Consider the following 17,770-nt stretch of genomic DNA (forward strand, 5'->3'; position numbering starts at 1 on the left):
CTTGCGGATGCATGCGCATCACTGCAGATGGTTGAGCGCGATGTCGATGATGTCGAAGTTGCGTAGCCGCGCGCGGCCCGTGACGTCGGCGGCGACCGGCTTGCTGAAGATCAGCGGCACGATCTGCTCGGAGACCCCGCCGTGCGAGCGCAGCGGCACGTCGAGCCCCGACAGGTCGTGCTTGATGCGGCGCGTGCCGAGCACGACGTCCCGCTTCGAGATCACGATCAGGTCGCCCATCCGCGCCGGCGGCAGTTCGAAGCGCGCGCAGCCCTCGGCACCCGTCAGCACGATCTCGATACCGTCCACCGCCGCAAGACGCGCGCGCAGCGCATCGACATCGGCCGACGCCGGCACGTAGACGGTCGCGAACGAGCCGAGCGCGCCGTGGTGCACGACGTACGGATCGGTGATCGGCAGGATCACGCGCGCCGCGTCGTGGCCGATCCATTCGTCGAACAGTTCCTGCAGATAGATCACGTTCGGCTCGCCGGTGATGGCGTCGTGCTTCGCGTTCATCCCGTGGTCGGCCGTGATCGCGACGATCGCGCCGAGCGCGTCGAGGCGCTGCAGGTACTTGTCCATCATTGCGTAGAACGCGTTCGCGCCGGGCGTGCCGGGCGCGCACTTGTGCTGCACGTAGTCGGTCGTCGACAGGTACATCAGGTCGATCGGCCGCGTCTCGAGCAGGCGCACGCCGGCCGCGAACACGAATTCCGACAGATCCGCGCTGTACACGCCCGGCACCGGTTTGCCGACCAGCTCAAGCACGTTGTCGATACCGTTTTCCTCGAGGCTCGCTTCGTCTGCCTTTTCCGACGAGAAGCAGATGCCCTTCAGCCCCTTGCCGAGCAGGCGGCGCAGCTTGTCCTTCGCGGTGACGACCGCGACGCGCGCGCCCTGTTCGGCGAAAGTCGCGAGCACGGTGGGCGCGACCAGGTACTTCGGATCGTTCATCAGCACCTCGGCGCCGGTGTCGCGATCGTAGAAGTAGTTGCCGCTTATCCCGTGGATCGCGGGCGGCACGCCGGTGACGATCGACAGGTTGTTCGGGTTCGTGAAGCTCGGCACCACGCATTCGCCCTTGAGCGCCGTGCCGGGCTTCAGCAGCGTGCGCAGGAACGGCGCGACGCCGGCCTCGGCCGCTTCTTCCAGATATTCGTATGCGCAGCCGTCGACGCAGATCACCACCACGGGCCGGCTCATCCAGTTGTAGCGGCGGCCGTTCACTTCCACGGAAACAGGCGTTCCAGTCATGACGTTCATTCCTTTCAGTTCGACGGGATTGAGCCGTCGGCGCCCGCGCCGCGCCGAAGGGAGGTGTTTTCGATGCTTGACATTAAAATTGATGATTTGTAGATTGTCAACAACATGCAGAAAACGGAAAGCAAAGCAGCGCAGTGAAAAGAGGGGGCTCGACTCATCCGCCGCGTGCCGCGGCATCTCGGTCAAGGAGTCCGAAGATGAACCGAACTACGACTTCAAGCGGTTTTATCAGGAGGTCAAAAAGCGCGACTACATTCCGTATCCGGGCAAGCTGACCGAAGTCGAGACGTTCCGCGCCGGCTGCATCGGCCACTTCGACGAGGCCGGCATTCCGGGCGCCGTCGCCGCGATCGCCGACATGCTGCGGGCGATGGGCGTGAGCCGTGTGTCGGCCGGAGCGGCGTCCTGACGCGACGCGACGCACCCGGCCACGTGCCCGTGCGCGCAGCCAACCCGCGGTGTGTCGCCACGCGGCGGCGAGGTTTCCCGGCCGTGCACGATACCGCCCCTTACTGAAGAACCATTCGATGCGACCCTTCTGGATCGAACAAGCACTGTTCAACGACGGCGATCTCGCCCCCGCGCTGCAGGGCGCAACGCAGGCCGACGTCTGCATCGTCGGCGGCGGCTTCACCGGGCTCTGGACCGCGATCCAGGCGAAGCAGCAGAACCCGGCGCTCGACATCGCGATACTCGAAGCCGACCTGTGCGGCGCCGGCGCGAGCGGCCGCAACGGCGGCTGCCTGCTCACGTGGTCCGCGAAATTCCTGACGCTGCGGCGCCTGTTCGGCGAAGCCGAGGCGATCCGGCTCGTGAAGGCGTCGGAAGCGGCCGTCCGGCACATCGCCGATTTCTGCCGCGCACACGACATCGACGCCGAATTGCGGCTCGACGGCACGCTGTACACCGCGACTTCGCGCGCGCAGGTCGGCACCCTCGCGCCGGTGCTCGACGCGCTCGCCGCATGCGGCATCCACAGCTACGAGCCGCTGCCGCCCGCCGAAGTCGCGCGCCGCTCGGGTTCCGCGCGCAATCTCGACGGCGTCTACTCGCCGATCGCCGCGACCGTGCACCCCGGCAAGCTCGTGCGCGGGCTGCGCCGCGTCGCGCTCGCGATGGGCATCCGGCTCCATGAACGCACGCCGATGCTCGACTTCACGCCCGGGCAGCCGGCCGTCGTGTGCACGCCGTCCGGCAGCGTCGCGGCGGGCAAGCTCGTGTTCGCGATCAATGCGTGGATGGCGAGCCGCTTCCCGCAGTTCGAGCGCACGATCGCGGTCGTGTCGAGCGACATGGTCATCACCGAGAAATGCCCGGAGCTGCTCGATAAGACCGGACTCGTGGACGGCGTGTCGGTGCTCGATTCGCGGATCTTCGTCTACTACTACCGAACGACGGCCGACGGGCGGCTGATGCTCGGCAAGGGCGGCAATACGTTTTCGTGGCGCAGCCGTATCGCGCCGGTGTTCGACCGGCGCTCGCCGTACGAGGCGCAGCTCACGCAAAGCCTGCGCGAGTTCTTTCCGTCGCTCGCGGGCGTGCCGGTCACCGCAAGCTGGAACGGCCCGTCGGATCGCTCGGTGACGGGCTTCCCGTTCTTCGGCCGCCTCGACGACGCGCCGAACGTGTTCTACGGTTTCGGCTATTCGGGCAACGGCGTCGGGCCGACCTACATGGGCGGGCAGATCCTGTCGTCACTCGTGCTCGGCCTCGACAACGCGTGGACGCGCAGCCCGATCGCGCGCGGCCCGCTCGGCCATTTCCCGCCGGAGCCGATCCGCTATGTCGGCGCGCACATCGTGCGCAATGCGATCCGCCGCAAGGAGCGCGCGGAGGACGAGAACCGGCAGCCGTCGGCCGTCGATACGTGGCTCGCGAAGTTCGCGAGCGCGGCCGGGAAGGCCGACAAGGCGTGACGATGCGTTCGACGTGACGACGATAACGACGCAATGCAAAAGGGACGCTGCAAGGCGTCCCTTTGCGTTTTATCCGGCGATTCTTGCGGCTGCGTCAAGCGCGCGCGGTTTTCTCCCGCGCCGCCTTGCCCGCTACCGGCAGCCCCTGCTCGTGCGTGCGGCGCATCCGCGCGAGGCCATGCGCGACGTGCTCGCGCACCAGCGCGACGGCCTTCTCCTCGTCGCCGCTCGCGAGCGCCTGCACGATCTTGTCGTGCTCGGCCGCCGACACCGCGATCGCATCTTCCTCTGCCTCGATCGCGGCCTGGCGCAGCAGCCCGAGCTGACGCACGAGCCGGCGGTAGGTGTCGGTCAGATGCGTATTGCCGACGCCGACGACCATCGCGTCGTGGAACTGCACGTTCAGCTCGGTATAGCGCGTGACGTCGTGCGACTTCGCGGCGCCCTTCATCGACTGGATGATGCCTTTCAGCACTTTCAGCGTGTCGGGCGAGATGCGCTTCGCGAGCGCGCGCGCGACCGACTCGTCGAGCATCGCGCGCACTTCGTAGATCTCCTCGGCCTCGCGCAGCGGCACGACGCGCACGGTCACGCCGCGGTTCTTCTCGTTGCGCAGCAGTCCTGCCTGCTCCAGCGCGCGGAACGCTTCGCGCACGGGGCCGCGCGACACGTTCAGCTTCGTCGCGATCTCGACTTCGTTGAGCTTCTCGCCAGGTACGTATTCGCCGGAGACGATCGCGCGCTCGAGCATGTCCTGGACGATCATCGCGAGCGACTGGCTTTGCAGGAGTTCGATGGCACTGAGCGTGTTCGGGGCAGTCATGGTCGGGCAGGCAGCGGGGCTGCGGGTGAAAACGAGGGCGCCGGATCGGCGAATGATCCTTCTATACCCTCGGCCCGATACATTGTCAACAGTCTTCAGTTTCCAAAAACCAATTCCATCTGCCGGGGTGCATCCGGCGGGCGGCCGTCGCACGGCGGGCGAAGCTTGCCCGAACCGCGCGACGTGTGACGACCGTCAGGCCGTGTGCTTCACCGGCCCCGGGTCGCTGTGGCTCGGCCGGCCCGTTTCGACGTGGCCCGCGAAGCGGCGCACGACCTTGTCGTCGCCGCCGCGCAGCGTCGTCGCGGTGATCGTCAGATCGTACCAGCCGTGGCTCGACGACAGCTCGAAGTGATCCTCGACGCGTTCGCCCGGCTCCAGCGTGTAGGTGCGCGCATGCGCATGGCTGTACGCGTTGTCGACCGTCACGCGGCACGTCGCGCGCCCGCTGTTGCGCAGTTGCAGGTACACGTGGCGGTTGCGCACGTCGTAGCCGATCTTCGCCTCGGGGTTCGCGTGGCGGCCGTCCGCGGCGAGCCGCGTGTTGCCCTGGAACTCGCACAGATAACCGTTCGGGCCGTACGCGGCGAGATGGTACTCGCCGTGCGCGGCCGACGTGCTCCACGTATCGACGAAGCGGTCGTGCGCGGACACCGCATAACGACGCGGCGGCGTCGTCGGGTTGCGGCGGTCGTACACGTAGAACGCCGCGCCCGCGTCGCCGGAGTTCGCGAAGTCGAGCGACACGCTGTCGTCGTGTCCGCTCACGCGGCTGTGCACGAACAGTTCGTACGGCAGCGCACGCGCGGGACGCGTGCCGGGCTCCTGCGCCGGCATCGACTGCTGCGCGGGCACTTGGTACGCCTGGCCGGCCGTCGCGATGTGCTGCGGCACCGTGAAGCTCACCGTGCGCGTGTCGGGGCGCGCGGAGAAGTCGAATGCCGACGTGAGGTCGCCGCAGATCGACCGGCGCCACGCGCTGATGTTCGGCTCCTTCACGCCGAAGCGCGCTTCGAGGAAACGCAGCACCGACGTATGGTCGAACGTCTCCGAGCAGACCCAGCCGCCCTTCGTCCACGGCGAGATGATGATCAGCGGCACGCGCGGCCCGAGGCCGATCGGCTGGATGCCGCCCGGGTCGGCACCCGGCACGAGCGGGCTCATCTCGCCCGGGTACTTGTTCAGGTCGAGCAGCTCGTCGCCGAGGTTCGACAGCAGGTTCGACGACACGATGCCCTGGCCGCCCACGCCGCTCGTCACCGGCGGCACCGGCGGCACGACGTGGTCGAACAGCCCGTCGTTCTCGTCGTAGTTGAGGATGAACACCGTCTTCGCCCACACCTCGGGGTTCGACGTCAGCGCCTCGAGCACCATGTTGATGTAGAACGCGCCGTCGGTCGGCGATGCCTGCGGGTGCTCGCTGTACTTGTACGGCGACACGATCCACGACACCTGCGGCAGCCGGTTCGCCTGCACGTCGGCCTTCAGCTCGGCGAGCGTGTGGTCCGACGCGCCCTTGTCGACCAGCGGGCCGCTCGCGCCTTCCTTCACCTGGAAGCGCTTGAAGAACATCAGCGAGTTGTCGGTGTAGTTGTCGGTCGGGTCGCCCGGGATGCCCGTGCCGCCCTGGTACACCTTCCAGCTGACCTTCGCGTTTTCGAGGCGCTCGGCGTAGGTCGTCCACGTGTAGCCGTTCACGTCGTCGCGCTCGCCGATGCCCGGGCCGTTCGGCGGGTTGCCGTAGATGTTGCGCGGGTCGACCGTGCCGGTCCACAGGTAGATGCGGTTCGGCGCCGTGTCGGCGTGCGCGGAGCAGAAGTACGAATCGCAGATCGTGAACGCGTCGGCCAATGCGTAGTGGTACGTGAGATCCTGGCGCTTCAGGTAGCCCATCGTCAGCACGTCCTGCTTCTGGTTCACCCATTGGTCCCACTGGCCGTTGTTCCAGGCGAGGTGGCCGCTGCTCCAGCCGTGGTTGGTGCCCGGCTGGAATTCGGTCGTCTGCTTCGGATCGAGGTAGAACGGCAGCACGTACGGCGCCGACGGATCGAGGCCGCGCGAATGGTAGTTCTTCGTGAACACCGATGCCGGCGGCTGCTGCCACACCGGTGCGCCGCTCGGCAGCAGGTGCGGGCGCGGGTCGTTGAAGCCGCGCACGCCGCGCAGGCCGCCGAAGTAATGGTCGAACGAACGGTTTTCCTGCATGAAGATCACGACGTGTTCGACGTCGCGGATCGTGCCGGTGCGATAGGCGGCCGGCATCGCCAGCGCATTGCGGATCGCGGGCGGGAAGCCCGCGTAGGCGGCCATCGCGCCGGCCGACTGCGCGGCGAGGCGCAGGAAATCGCGTCGATTGTTCGAGGACATGAAGAAGACCCTGTGGTCGGTAGGAGTGGGGCGCCGGTCGAGCGGGGCCGGCGGTCGGTGCGTTGCCGTTATTACCCCGCACCGGCATGTCCCGGCCGTGACCGGTTCCAGCAGGTTTCTTGCGGTTACCCCCAGCTTTTTTTCGAAGCGGCATACGACGCGCCTTTCATGCGGCCGACACACGCATGCGCTACGCTGACGCGCGATCAAGAGGAGGAGAAGCCGAGTCGTGTTCGATCAGCTGAAGGCGTTCCACGCGACCGTCCGACAAGGCAGCATCACGCGCGCCGCGCGCCACCTGGGTGTGAGCCAGCCGACGATTGCCGCGCAGATCCGGCAGGTCGAGCAGGTGTACGGCGTCGAGCTGTTCTACCGCAGCGGCCGCAAGCTCGAGGTCACCGAGACGGGCATCGAGCTCCTGCCGCTCGTCGAGAAGATGATCGCGCTCGAGGCGCAGGCCGACATCATGCTGCGCAACGTCGGCGGCCTGTTCGAAGGCCACCTGCGGATCGGCGCGACGGGCCCGTACTACATCATGGACGCGGTCGGCCGCTTCTCGAACGCGCATCCGTCGATCGCGCTCACGTGCCGGATCGGCAACTCCGAGGAGATCCTGCAGGCGCTGCAGGAATTCCGCATCGATCTCGCGGTCTCGTCGCAGCGCAACGACGCCGACGGCCTCGAACGCAAGGTGATCTCGACCGATCCGCTCGTGCTCGTCGTGCATCGCAACCATCCGCTCGCGCGTTTCGACGCGATCGATCCGGTGCAGCTCGCCGACGTGCGGCTGCTGATTCGCGAGGAAGGCTCGGTCACGCGCCGCTGCACGGAGACGATCCTCGCGACGGCCGGCGTCGCGGCCGCGTCGGTCGCCGAGATCGGCAGCCGCGAAGCGATCCGCGAGGCGATCCTGCATGGCGTGGGCGGCAGCCTGTTTCCGCTCGGCGAAGCCGAGCGCCATCCGGACCTGCGCGTGATCGCGCTGCGCGGCATCGACACGACGATCGACGAATACGTGTACTACCTGAAGGCGCGACGCCAGAGCCCGGCGATCGACGCGTTCCTCGCCTGCATCCTGCCCGCGGAGCATGCGGCGCGCGACGCGGCGCGGCGGGCGAACGCGCGCTGAGTCGCCGCGCGTTCGCCGCTTTTTGCGCATTTCCTGGCGCTTTTCGCCGCGCCTTCTCTCGTTATTTCCTCGTGCCTCCCTTGTCGCATCCGGCCACGCGTCACTTCGGCAGCGCCGGGATCATCCACGTGAACACGTGCTGCTGCAGGAACACGAGCACGCCGAGCAGCAGCGTGAGGATCACGCTGTGCCAGAAGGTGCGCGCGAACACGACACCTTCCTGCCCCTTCAGGTCCGTCGTCGACACGCCCGTCGCGATGTTCTGCGGCGAGATCATCTTGCCCATCACGCCGCCCGACGAGTTGGTCGCGGCCATCAGCACCGGATCGAGGCCGAGCTGCCTGGCGGCGACGACCTGCAGGTTGCCGAACAGCGCATTGCCCGACGTGTCGCTGCCGGACAGGAACACGGCGATCCAGCCGAGCGACGCGGACACCAGCGGGAACAGCGCGCCCGTCGACGCGACGCCGGTGCCGAGCGTGTAGCTGATCCCCGAGTAGTTCAGCAGGTACGCGAGCCCGACGATCATCATCACCGTGACGATCGCGATCCACGTCTGCCGCCAGGTCTTGACCACGCATTCGAGGAATGCGCCGGCACCGGTGCGCGTCAGCACGGCCGTGATGATCGCCGAGAGCAGGATCGCGGTGCCCGTGCCGAGCGGCTGGAAGTCCCAGACCGCCGCGTACGGCTTGTGGTACAGCGACACGAACACCGCGTTGTGCAGGCCCGGCCACTTGATCTTCACGTCGCCGATCGCCGCGACGTTCGCGTGCACCCACACGATCACGACCACCGACACGACGAGCCACGGCAGCCAGCCGCCGAAGCCCGCGCGCGCGGCGCCGGCCGCCGCGGGCACGCTGCGCGCGAGCGCGTATTGCGGATCGGGCTGCGGCTTCCACAGCTGCAGGAAGCCGATCGTGACGATCAGCGACGTGAGCGACGACAGCACGTCGGTGAGCTGGTAGCCGAGGAAGTTCGACGTGACGAACTGCGCGAGCGCGAAGCTGGCGCCCGACACGAGCAGCGCGGGCCACAGCTGCTTGATCGAACGCAGCCCGCCATACGCGCCGACCACATAGAACGGCAGCAGCAGCGCGAAGAACGGCAGTTGGCGGCCGACCATCTGCGCGAGCGTCGCGGGCGGCAGCGACGTGACCGCGCCGAGCACGGTAATCGGCACGCCGAGCGCGCCGAACGCGACCGGTGCGGTGTTGAACAGCAGCGTATAGGTGAGCGCTTCGAGCGCGGGGAAGCCGAGCGCGATCAACAGCGCGCTCGTGATCGCGACCGGCGTGCCGAATCCGGAGATCCCTTCGAGCAGGCAGCCGAACGAGAACGCGACGACGAGCAGCACGAGGCGGCGGTCGTCGGGCAGGTTGTCGAGCATCCACTGCCGGAACTGGTCGAAGCGGCCCGATTTCACCGCGATGTTGTACAGCAGCAGCGCGTTGAAGACGATCCACATCACGGGCACGACCGCGAGCGCCATGCCCGCGCCGACCGCGTTGAACGCGAGCCCGGCCGGCATGCCCCACGCGCCGATCGCGACCGCGAGGCCGGTGACGAGCCCGGCGAGCGACGCCTGCCAAGCGGGGCGGCGCAGCACGCCGAGCGCGATCAGTGCGACCGCGATCGGGATCACGGCGACGACGAAGGACAGGAACAGCGAGTTGGCGACCGGCGTCAGCGGCTGCGCGAAGACGATGCCGGGCGGTAGGGCGTCGGTGGGATTCATCGTGTCTCCAAAGGCGACCCGGGTTGGCGCGTCGGCGCCCCCGGATTCGGTGCAAAGCGACGTTCTGCAGTCGCGACAACGATCGGGCACTTGTGCACGCAACTACGTTGCACGGCCAACCGATCGGTCGCTTAAAAGAGGTTAGGAGGCGTACGGCGCTTGTACAAGGGGGACAAGCCCGAAATGCAGCAACCCGATACGGACCATCCGACGCACGATGACCGGCAGTTGGCGGGCCGCTGTCGCACCCGACAGGAAACCCGTCGCGAACGGCCCCTCGGCGTGCGCGACGTCATCACCTGCGCAATGTTGCGCGCGCGACAAAGGAGACTACCGGCACGCGGGATGTTTCGTTTGGCATCCGAAGCCTAGACTGGCCGCATCGATTCCGCCCGCGCCGACGACGGCGCGGCACCGGAACCTCACGGAGCGAACACGATGAAGACGATAAAGCAGGCGGCATGCGCATTCCTGCTGATCGGCGCGGCTTTCGCCGCCCACGCGCAGGCCGCATCGACGCTGACGCGCGCGGAGGTCCGCCAGGAACTCGCGGAACTGGAGGCCGCCGGCTACCGGACGAGCCTCGCGAGCAGTCCCGACTTTCCGGAGAACATGCAGGCGATCATGCGGCGCGCCGCGCAGGCGCGCGGCGACGATGCCGGTTACGGCAACGACGGCCGGGCACACGTTGAATCGGGCAAGCCGGCGCTGCCGCACGCGATCGATCGCGGCACGTACGCGCATCACTGATTGCTGACCGAACCGGATTGAACGGGTAACGGCGCGGCGCGACCGGCGCCGACCGACACGTACGCGGCGCACACGCCAACGCGCGCGGCCCGCGTGCGCGATCCTCAGACGCTGAAGCGATTCAGCGTATACGCGCGATAGGCCGCGACGAACGCGTCGAACGATCCGGCCTCCTTCGCTTCGAGTTCGGCCTGCTCGGCCAGCGACTTCGCGGCGAGTGCCTGCTCGGTGCGCAGCGTGTCGGCCGACGGCGGATGTGCACGGAAATGCGCGGCATGCGCTTCGCTCTGCGCCAGCGCGAACGCAAGGAACGACTGCCCGTTCTCGCGCATCGTGCGCAGCACGCGCGCGGACGGCGTGCGCTCCGGATCGGCGAGCTTTTCGCGCTGCGCGGCGATCGCGCGCGCATGTTCGTCGCCGCCGCGGATTTCGTCGAGGCGGCGGCCGACGGTTTCGATATCGGCCATCAGGTCGTCCGCCCACGCCTGCAGCGTGATCGCCTGCCCGTCGCGCGACAGCGCGAGCCCCGGCTTGCGGCCTTCCATCGTCACGCTGCCGAAGTTCGCGTTCGCTTCCTTGTACGCGTCGCAGTCGAGCGGCGCGCTGTCGTCGAGCGCGCACGCGAGCAGGAATGCGTCGATGAAGCGCGCGGTCTCCAGCGCGATGCCGGTCGGCTCGAACGGATCGATGTCGAGGCAGCGCACCTCGATGTACTGCACGCCGCGCGATGCGAGCGCATGCAGCGGGCGTTCGCCCGAATACGTGACGCGCTTCGGCCGGATCGTCGAGTAGAACTCGTTCTCGATCTGCAGCACGTTCGTGTTGATCTGGATCCACTCGCCGTCGCGATGCGTGCCGATCGCCTCGTATGCCGGATACGGCTCGCTGACGGCCTTCGACAGCGCGTCGAGATAGCCGGGCAGCGTGTTGTAGTCGACGTGCAGCGCGGCCTGGGCCGTCGTGTTCGAGTAGCCGAGATCGCTCATCCGCAGGCTGGTCGCATACGGCTGGTACAGCGTATCGGCGTCGAACGTATCGAGCCTGTGCGGCTTGCCGCGCAGGAATTTCGTGTCGAGCGCGGGCGACGCGCCGAACAGGTACATCAGCAGCCAGCTGCGGCGGCGGAAGTTGCGAATCTGCGCGAAATAGCGCTCCGACTGGTAATCGACGAGCGTGGCCGTCGACCCTTCTTCCGCGTGCAGGCGCCGCCACACTTCCTCGTGCAGCGAGTAGTTGTAGTGGATGCCGGCGATGCACTGCATCGTGCGGCCGTAGCGATACGCGAGGCCGCGCCGGTACACCGTCTTCAGGCGGCCGATGTTCGACGTGCCGTAGTCGGCGATCGGAATCTGGTCGTCGGCCGGCAGCAGGCCCGGCATCGAGTCGTTCCACAGCATCTCGTCGCCGAGCGATGCATAGACGTAGCGATGCAGTTCGTCGAGGCGTTCGAGTGTGATCGACGCGTCCGGTTCCGCGGGCGTGATGAGCTCGATCAGCGCTTCGGAGTAGTCGGTCGTCAGCGACGGGTGCGTGAGTGCCGAACCGAGCGCGCGCGGATGCGGCGTGAACGCGATCATCCCGTCGCGCGTCACGCGCAGGCTTTCCTTTTCGATGCCGCGCAGGCCGTCGGGCAGATGCTGCCGCGTCGGGCCCGAGCTCAGCGCTTCGAGGCGATTCAGCAGCAGTTCGGACTGGCGGTGAGTCATGGTGTTCGACATGGAGACGCAAGTGCGTGACGGCCGCGCGCAGAACGCCGCGCGCGGCCGGCTGGATTGTTGGTCGCTTCGTTGGTAGCGGGCACTTTAACATCTCGCCGGAACACGCGCTTGAGGTGGCCGCGGGCATGGCTCGCGGGCCGGAGCGGGCCGCCGGACGGGCCGATCGCGGCTGTCGCGGCCTGCGTTACCGGATTCAGGCGGCACCGATCGGCACGTCGGTCACGCGAATTCGTCCGACGGATCGTGAAGCGCGTCGCGGCCTCGTCCGGTCGCACCCGAGCGCGGGCCGCCGCCGTCACCCGCCGCGCGCGCCGCCCGCCCGGTCGGCCACTTCGTTCCACAAATGCAGCGCCGCATACGCGCGCCACGGCCGCCAGCCTTCAGTGCGGCGCTTCTGGCTCGCCAGCCGGTCGAGCGACGGATCGCGCGCGGCGATCGACTGCATCAGCACGAGATCGGATGCCGGCCACGCGTCCGGGTCGCGCCACGCGCGCATCGCGATGTATTCGACGGTCCACGGGCCGATGCCGGGCAGATCGAGCCACGCGCCGCGCAGCGTCGCGAGATCGGCATGCGTGCGATCGACCGGCACGTCGCCGGCCGCCACCGCACGCGCCACGCCCGTCAGTGCGGCAACGCGCTTGCCGGGCATCCCGATCTTGTCGAGATCGCACGCGGCCAGCGCGTCGGGCGTCGGGAAACGCCATGCGGGCGCGCCATCGTCGATATGCACCACACGCTCGCCGGCCCGTTCGACGAGCCGGCCGACGATCGTCGTCGCGGCCTTCACGCTCACCTGCTGGCCGACGATCGCGCGCACGGCCAGCTCGAACCCCGACCACGCGCCCGGCACGCGCAGCCCCGGCGCGGCCTCGACGAGCGGCGCGAACCACGGATCGCGCGCGAGCCCGCCGCCGATCGCGGTCGGATCGGCGCCGAGGTCGAACATCGTCGCGACACGCGCGGCGAATGCATCGTCGACATGGCGCGCGACCGCCCCTTCGACCGTCGCGATCAGGCAATGCTTGCGCGGATGTTTCGTGACGGTGAGCCGGCCGGAGTCGCCATGCAGGTCGACGATGCGGCGATACACGCCGTCCGCGACCTGCTCGACACCCGGAATCGCGCGCCCGCTGAAGAAGCGCAGAACACGCGCCCAGTCGTAGGGCGCGTTGAAGCGCAGTTCCATCTGCGCGGACGGCGGCACATGGCCGCCGTTCACGGTTGACGTGATCGTTGTTTTCGCGATGCTCAAACCGCACTTCCCTCCGTCACGGCTTCGTTTTCATCGTGATGCGCATGACGCGCTTCGGCCGCGAGCAGCGTCGCCTTGCGGCGCACGCCCCAGCGATATCCGGCGAGCGCGCCGCCCTTTTGCACGACGCGGTGGCACGGGATCGCGAGCGCGACCGGGTTCGACGCGCACGCGGACGCCACGGCGCGCACCGCGCGCGGCGAGCCGAGCGCCTCGGCGATCTCCGAGTAGCTGCGCGTTTCGCCGTACGGAATATGCGTCAGCGCTTCCCACACGCGCTGCTGGAACGCGGTCGGCGCGATGTCGAGCGGCAGGTCGAATGCGTGCCGCGTGCCGTCCAGGTACGCGCGGATCTGCGTGACGAACGGCGCGAGCCGTGCGGACGATTCGACCAGTTCGGCGCGCGCGAACGCGTCCTTCAGCTCGCCGACCAGCAACGCCGGCTCGTCGCCGAACGCGATCCGGCAGATGCCCTGTTCGGTCGCGGCGACGAGCACCGTGCCGAGCGACGTCGACGCGGTCGCATAGTCGATCCGCAGGCCGGCGCCCTGGCGGCGGAACGCGGACGGCGCCATCCCGAGCTCGCGCGGCACCGACGCATAGAGCCGCGACGGCGAGTTGAAGCCCGCATCGACGGCCGCCTGCGTGACCGGCTGCCCGCTTTGCAGCGCCTGCCGCAACACGGCGCCGCGCTGCGCGGCCTGGTACTGCCGCGGCGACACGCCAACCACGCGCTTGAAGAGCCGCTGAAGATGGAACGGGCTCACGTGCACGGCATCGCTCAGTTGCTGAAGCGTGAGCCGCTCGGCATGCGCGTCGAGCACCGCGCACGCGCGGTTGACGATCTCGAGCTCGCGCGGCAGCCCTTCCGGCTGGCACCGCTTGCAGGGCCGGAAGCCTGCCGCACGCGCGGCCGCCGGATCGGCGAAGAAGGACACATGCTCGCGGCGCGGCAGCCGCGACGCGCAGGTCGGGCGGCAGAACACGCCGGTCGTGCTCACGGCATAGAAGAACGCGCCGTCCGCATGCGGATCGCGCTCGGTCACGGCGCCCCAGCGGGCATCGTCGGTCGGATAGGCGGTTTTCATCTGAACCTCGCACTCTCTAGTGTAGATGGTGCCTACTCTAGACATCGGCACGTGCCGTCGCGCCCTGAATCTTGCTCTGTGATTCGCGTCGGCGAACCGGGGGCGGATCACCTCGAAATAAATCGGACAAAACGCCCGCTCCAGCTGATCCGGCGCGGTTTTCGTCATCGTCCCGTCACCAATTTGCTGCAGTGCGGATGCGACAAATCGCCGTCCTGACGTTTTTTTGCATTCTGAATATTGCGTCGCACCATCGCCGTGTGTATAGTTGGAACTGTCTCCTCCATGTCTCCTCCTGATATGGATTAAGCCCGTTCCGCTCTGCGTGAACGGGCTTTTTTTCGTCTGTCGATTGTGCCGCGTTCCGGCCGGCAGCGCAGGCGCGATGCGTCTACACTCGATGCTCGTCGACTGCGAAGGAGTATCGGCTTATGAAACCCACCATCCGCGCGATCGATCACATCGTGCTGCGCGTGACCGACATGGCAGCGATGACGCGCTTTTACTGCGACGCAGTCGGCTGTCACGTGGAGAAGGAACAGCCCGATCTGGGCCTCGTGCAGTTGCGCGCCGGCGATGCGCTGATCGACCTGCTGTCGGTCGGCGGCCCGATCGACCGTCCCGACAGCGGCCCGCCCGGCACGGGGCGCAACCTCGATCACCTGTGCCTGCGCGTCGAGCCGTTCGACCCCGACGCGCTGATCGCGCATTTCGCCGCGCATGGCGCGCGGCCGGGTGCCCCCGCGGAGCGCTACGGCGCCGGCGGCTACGGGCCGTCGATCTACCTGTTCGATCCCGAAGGCAACATGCTGGAATTCAAGGGGCCGCCGGCCGCGATCGGCTGAGCACGGCCGGTGTGCGGGCCGTCACGCGCCCGCGCGCGCCTTCAGCACCGTCCATTCGACCGCGACCGGATCGTGGTCCGCGCTCGAGATCCACGCCGCACCGTCCTGCACCGTGCACTGCAGGCGCATCGTGCGCTCCGCGAGCTGCCCGAGCTCGGCCGCGACGCCATCGGCGAGCGACAGCACCTGCACGTTGCGCAGCCGCTCGACCTTGCTGCGCACGCCCTGCCACCAGATATCCGACGTCTTGCCGCCGTACGCGATCACCGTGACCTGCCCGGCGCGGCCGGCCGCCTTCGAGATGCGCCGTTCGTCGGGCTGGCCGGCCTCGATCCACACGTCGATCGCGCCCGTCAGGTCCTTCTGCCACAGATCGGGCTCGTCGACGTCCGACAGCCCCTTGCAGAATTCGAGCCGCTCGTGCGCGAACAGTGCGAACGCGACGATGCGCACCATCATCCGGTCGTCGGTTTCCGACGGATGGCGCGCCACCGTCAGCGCGTGATCGGCATAGTAATGCCGATCCATGTCGGCAATTTGCAGTTCGGCTTTGTAGATCGTGGATTTCAGCGCCATGCGGATGCGGCCCGGGCGGGCATTCGGTTCGGTCGGGCCGTGATGATACCGAATGCGCGCCGTCCGGCGCGTGTCATGTGTGCCCTCACAGCGCAACGGCCCGGCATGCACCGGGCCGTGTTCGGTTCGCGCCGCCGGTTGATCGGGCCGGCGCGCTCGCGCGTCGTGCGACTGCGCGGTGACTGTGCGGTTATTGCTTGACGAAGCGCGAATCGGCCCAGAGACCCTGCTGGTCGCTGTTGTCTGCGCTGACGAACTGCACGTCGCCCTGGTCGACCGACACCACGCGGAAGCGCTGGCCTTCCGGCACCGACAGGCAGCGGTAGTCGTCGAAGTACTGCTGCTTCGCCTGCGACTTGCCGTCGCGCTCGTGATTCAGTACGGAATCCAGATTGTCTTTCGACAGGCAGCCCCAGGCATTCTTCGTCAGCTGGATTTCCTGCTTCGGCTTGACGGCCGAATCGCCGCCGGCCTGGGCAATCGACGCTGCGCAAAATGCGCCGACGAGGGCAAAAAGGATACCGGTACGCTTCATCATTTTTTGTCTCCAGGCTTGCGGGCACCAGGCTTGGGTTAGCTATGTGTTTAAAGGTGATCGTGAACCCGCATTTTTCACTTTAGAAGACCGGCAAGCGATAGCAAGCACATTTGTTGTGCGACCGCAATAGCGGCGGATTGTCGCACCCCGTGCGCAGCCCGTTTTCCGTGCGGGACCACGCCTGCCGCGTGGCGGACAGGCTCGTGGCGCCGGGCGGAAAGCATTACCCGGCAAGACTTTCAGCAAAGTTACAAGGCGGCGATTGAACGGTTTGGATAATCCATTTCGATATCCGGATCATTTTGATGCGCCGCACATAAAGTCATTCGAAACGATCCGACTTTACCGCAGCGCGGAATCGCATTTACCTGATACAAGAAAAATGCCAGGTATAAGCGCATCCGTATTTATCCGTGTTTCCCCGCATGCATCCTGCGCCCGCGGAGGCCGTGCCGCAGGCGCCTTTCGTCAGCGTGTTTACCCTGCCTTATTCAGGCCGATTGCTGGCGCTCGAAATAATCGCGCTGGAAGATGCACATGCGATAAGCATTGTGATACGCACCGTTGCCGAAAAATTCTTCCTTCAATTCAGCCTCGTGCTGGAACCCGCATTTTTCGTACACGTGAATCGCCGCCGCATTCGTCGTATCGACGATCAGGTACAGCTTGCGCATGTTCAGTACGTTGAATGCGTACTTGATCGCGAGGCGCGTCGCCTGGCCTGCATAGCCGCGCCCCTGGCATTGCGGCGCGATGATGATCTGGAACTCGCCGCGGCGATGGATGTAGTCGAGCTCGATCAATTCGACGAGACCGACCAGTTCGCCTTGCGCATCGACCGCGACGAAACGGCGCTCGCGCTGGTCGTGCACATGGCGGTCGTACAGTTGCGACAGTTCCGAGAAGGTTTCGTACGGCTCCTCGAACCAGTAACGCATGATCTTCGCGTCGTTGTTCAGTTCGTGGACGAAGCGCAGGTCCTGGCGCTCCAGCGGCCGCAGCGCAAGCGTGTTGGTATCGTTCTGGAGTTGCATGTTCATGTCCTTTTTGATGCCGGCGCACGTGCGGCACGCCCGCGCGGCTCGGCCGCGCTCGGGCCCGTTCCGCACTGTAAGAAGTTGAACGCGGGCGAAGTTCAGAGCCTAGAATGTGAGCAAGGGTTCCTGCCACTGCAGGGAGGCTATCGTGATCGAGCAAGTCATACTCGGTATTTTTCTCGTACTGCCGCTCGTGATCGTCACGGCGCTGTTTTCCGACGAACTTTGGCAGGAACATCGGCGCCAGCATCCGCGCGACGAAAACGCCCCGCACATCGACTGGAAGCATCCGTGGCGCCGCGTGCGACGCGGGCATTGAGCCGATCTCCGCCGATCCGCGTCACGCGCCGGCCGGGCCACTCCGGGCCGGGCAACGCGTGATGCAGCCTTATTCCGCTTCGAACCGATTCCCGCCCAACCCACGAGACGCCGACGTGAACGACAAGCCCGCCCTCCCTCCGCACGATATTCCCAACGAAACGATCGACCTGCAGATCGCCGACGTGCTGGCGGCCGTCCGCTACCCGGCGAACAAGGATGCGATCGTCGATGCCGCGCGCGATGCCGGCGCCAGCAACGAGGTGCTGTCGATGCTCGACGGCCTGCCCGAACAGGACTACGCGGACGTCGACGCCGTCACGCACTGGGTCGCCGGCAACTTCGGCCCGGGGCTCGGCATTTGAGCGCGCGCCAATAACGCGATAGGATCGGGCCGCACCGG

General features: G+C 67.1%; 16 protein-coding genes and 1 pseudogene. 7 read left to right on the plus strand and 10 right to left on the minus strand.

The window, feature by feature from the left end; translation table 11 throughout:
- Positions 1-18: 18 nt before the first annotated feature.
- Positions 19-1,257: a phosphonoacetate hydrolase gene (gene phnA, locus FPJ27_RS35320; RefSeq protein ID WP_204425091.1), complete on the minus strand. Its 1,239-nt coding sequence runs from the start codon at positions 1,255-1,257 to the stop codon at positions 19-21.
- 205 nt (positions 1,258-1,462) lie between these two features.
- Here phnA and FPJ27_RS35325 point away from each other — a divergent pair.
- Positions 1,463-1,675 (plus strand): annotated as a pseudogene (locus FPJ27_RS35325) (2-aminoethylphosphonate--pyruvate transaminase); the annotation flags it as partial.
- A gap of 118 nt (positions 1,676-1,793) precedes the next feature.
- Positions 1,794-3,182: an FAD-dependent oxidoreductase gene (locus FPJ27_RS35330; protein ID WP_204425093.1), complete on the plus strand. Its 1,389-nt coding sequence runs from the start codon at positions 1,794-1,796 to the stop codon at positions 3,180-3,182.
- 94 nt (positions 3,183-3,276) lie between these two features.
- Here the strand turns inward: FPJ27_RS35330 and FPJ27_RS35335 are convergent, their stop codons facing one another.
- Complete coding sequence (locus FPJ27_RS35335; RefSeq protein ID WP_072437625.1) at positions 3,277-4,005, minus strand: phosphonate utilization associated transcriptional regulator; 729 nt, start codon at positions 4,003-4,005, stop codon at positions 3,277-3,279.
- A gap of 195 nt (positions 4,006-4,200) precedes the next feature.
- Positions 4,201-6,372, minus strand: coding sequence for a phospholipase C, phosphocholine-specific (locus FPJ27_RS35340; protein ID WP_204425100.1), 2,172 nt, complete (start codon positions 6,370-6,372; stop codon positions 4,201-4,203).
- A 229-nt stretch (positions 6,373-6,601) separates the two neighbouring features.
- Between FPJ27_RS35340 and FPJ27_RS35345 the strand changes: the two genes are divergently transcribed.
- A complete protein-coding gene (locus FPJ27_RS35345) occupies positions 6,602-7,501 on the plus strand; it encodes a LysR family transcriptional regulator (protein WP_204425102.1) in 900 nt (299 codons plus the stop codon).
- A 100-nt stretch (positions 7,502-7,601) separates the two neighbouring features.
- On the opposite strand, the gene FPJ27_RS35350 is transcribed toward FPJ27_RS35345, so the two are convergent.
- A complete protein-coding gene (locus FPJ27_RS35350; RefSeq protein WP_204425104.1) occupies positions 7,602-9,242 on the minus strand; it encodes an L-lactate permease in 1,641 nt (546 codons plus the stop codon).
- Positions 9,243-9,680: 438 nt separating this feature from the next.
- Between FPJ27_RS35350 and FPJ27_RS35355 the strand changes: the two genes are divergently transcribed.
- Positions 9,681-9,992: a DUF4148 domain-containing protein gene (locus FPJ27_RS35355; protein ID WP_204425106.1), complete on the plus strand. Its 312-nt coding sequence runs from the start codon at positions 9,681-9,683 to the stop codon at positions 9,990-9,992.
- Positions 9,993-10,096: 104 nt separating this feature from the next.
- On the opposite strand, the gene gshA is transcribed toward FPJ27_RS35355, so the two are convergent.
- The 3 genes from gshA to ada all read right to left on the minus strand — a co-directional run bounded on the left by gshA (position 10,097) and on the right by ada (position 14,053).
- Complete coding sequence (gshA, locus tag FPJ27_RS35360) at positions 10,097-11,710, minus strand: glutamate--cysteine ligase (RefSeq protein WP_204425108.1); 1,614 nt, start codon at positions 11,708-11,710, stop codon at positions 10,097-10,099.
- A gap of 295 nt (positions 11,711-12,005) precedes the next feature.
- Positions 12,006-12,965 (minus strand): AlkA N-terminal domain-containing protein, encoded by a 960-nt coding sequence (locus tag FPJ27_RS35365; protein WP_204425110.1) that lies wholly within the window; start codon positions 12,963-12,965, stop codon positions 12,006-12,008.
- On the minus strand, positions 12,962-14,053 hold the full coding sequence (gene ada / locus FPJ27_RS35370; RefSeq protein WP_204425112.1) for a bifunctional DNA-binding transcriptional regulator/O6-methylguanine-DNA methyltransferase Ada: 1,092 nt from the start codon (positions 14,051-14,053) through the stop codon (positions 12,962-12,964). Before ada ends, FPJ27_RS35365 begins: the two co-directional genes overlap by 4 nt.
- Before the next feature lie 431 nt (positions 14,054-14,484).
- On the opposite strand from ada, the gene FPJ27_RS35375 reads away from it, so the two are divergent.
- On the plus strand, positions 14,485-14,898 hold the full coding sequence (locus FPJ27_RS35375) for a VOC family protein (RefSeq protein ID WP_034179392.1): 414 nt from the start codon (positions 14,485-14,487) through the stop codon (positions 14,896-14,898).
- Between the two features lie 21 nt (positions 14,899-14,919).
- Here the strand turns inward: FPJ27_RS35375 and FPJ27_RS35380 are convergent, their stop codons facing one another.
- The 3 genes from FPJ27_RS35380 to speG form a co-directional block, all read right to left on the minus strand.
- A complete protein-coding gene (locus tag FPJ27_RS35380) occupies positions 14,920-15,474 on the minus strand; it encodes a YaeQ family protein (RefSeq protein WP_072437633.1) in 555 nt (184 codons plus the stop codon).
- A gap of 190 nt (positions 15,475-15,664) precedes the next feature.
- The gene (locus FPJ27_RS35385) at positions 15,665-16,012 is read right to left on the minus strand and encodes a hypothetical protein (protein ID WP_204425114.1); all 348 of its coding nucleotides are present in this window, start codon (positions 16,010-16,012) and stop codon (positions 15,665-15,667) included.
- A gap of 491 nt (positions 16,013-16,503) precedes the next feature.
- A complete protein-coding gene (gene speG, locus FPJ27_RS35390) occupies positions 16,504-17,046 on the minus strand; it encodes a spermidine N1-acetyltransferase (RefSeq protein ID WP_034179469.1) in 543 nt (180 codons plus the stop codon).
- Between the two features lie 115 nt (positions 17,047-17,161).
- Here speG and FPJ27_RS35395 point away from each other — a divergent pair, with 115 nt between their 5' ends.
- Both FPJ27_RS35395 and FPJ27_RS35400 read left to right on the plus strand, forming a co-directional pair.
- The gene (locus tag FPJ27_RS35395) at positions 17,162-17,368 is read left to right on the plus strand and encodes a hypothetical protein (protein WP_143155698.1); all 207 of its coding nucleotides are present in this window, start codon (positions 17,162-17,164) and stop codon (positions 17,366-17,368) included.
- Positions 17,369-17,483: 115 nt separating this feature from the next.
- The gene (locus tag FPJ27_RS35400; protein WP_034179394.1) at positions 17,484-17,732 is read left to right on the plus strand and encodes a DUF2795 domain-containing protein; all 249 of its coding nucleotides are present in this window, start codon (positions 17,484-17,486) and stop codon (positions 17,730-17,732) included.
- Positions 17,733-17,770 lie beyond the last annotated feature (38 nt).

The organism is Burkholderia sp. MS455 (genome assembly GCF_016899445.1).
GTDB classification, from domain to species: Bacteria; Pseudomonadota; Gammaproteobacteria; order Burkholderiales; family Burkholderiaceae; genus Burkholderia; species Burkholderia pyrrocinia_C.

Coding starts and splice junctions, on each gene's coding strand:
- phnA (WP_204425091.1), bottom strand. CDS start 1,257: ATGACTGGAACGCCTGTTTCCGTGGAAGTGAACGGCCGCCGCTACAAC.
- FPJ27_RS35330 (WP_204425093.1), top strand. CDS start 1,794: ATGCGACCCTTCTGGATCGAACAAGCACTGTTCAACGACGGCGATCTC.
- FPJ27_RS35335 (WP_072437625.1), bottom strand. CDS start 4,005: ATGACTGCCCCGAACACGCTCAGTGCCATCGAACTCCTGCAAAGCCAG.
- FPJ27_RS35340 (WP_204425100.1), bottom strand. CDS start 6,372: ATGTCCTCGAACAATCGACGCGATTTCCTGCGCCTCGCCGCGCAGTCG.
- FPJ27_RS35350 (WP_204425104.1), bottom strand. CDS start 9,242: ATGAATCCCACCGACGCCCTACCGCCCGGCATCGTCTTCGCGCAGCCG.
- FPJ27_RS35355 (WP_204425106.1), top strand. CDS start 9,681: ATGAAGACGATAAAGCAGGCGGCATGCGCATTCCTGCTGATCGGCGCG.
- gshA (WP_204425108.1), bottom strand. CDS start 11,710: ATGTCGAACACCATGACTCACCGCCAGTCCGAACTGCTGCTGAATCGC.
- ada (WP_204425112.1), bottom strand. CDS start 14,053: ATGAAAACCGCCTATCCGACCGACGATGCCCGCTGGGGCGCCGTGACC.
- FPJ27_RS35375 (WP_034179392.1), top strand. CDS start 14,485: ATGAAACCCACCATCCGCGCGATCGATCACATCGTGCTGCGCGTGACC.
- FPJ27_RS35380 (WP_072437633.1), bottom strand. CDS start 15,474: ATGGCGCTGAAATCCACGATCTACAAAGCCGAACTGCAAATTGCCGAC.
- FPJ27_RS35385 (WP_204425114.1), bottom strand. CDS start 16,012: ATGATGAAGCGTACCGGTATCCTTTTTGCCCTCGTCGGCGCATTTTGC.
- speG (WP_034179469.1), bottom strand. CDS start 17,046: ATGCAACTCCAGAACGATACCAACACGCTTGCGCTGCGGCCGCTGGAG.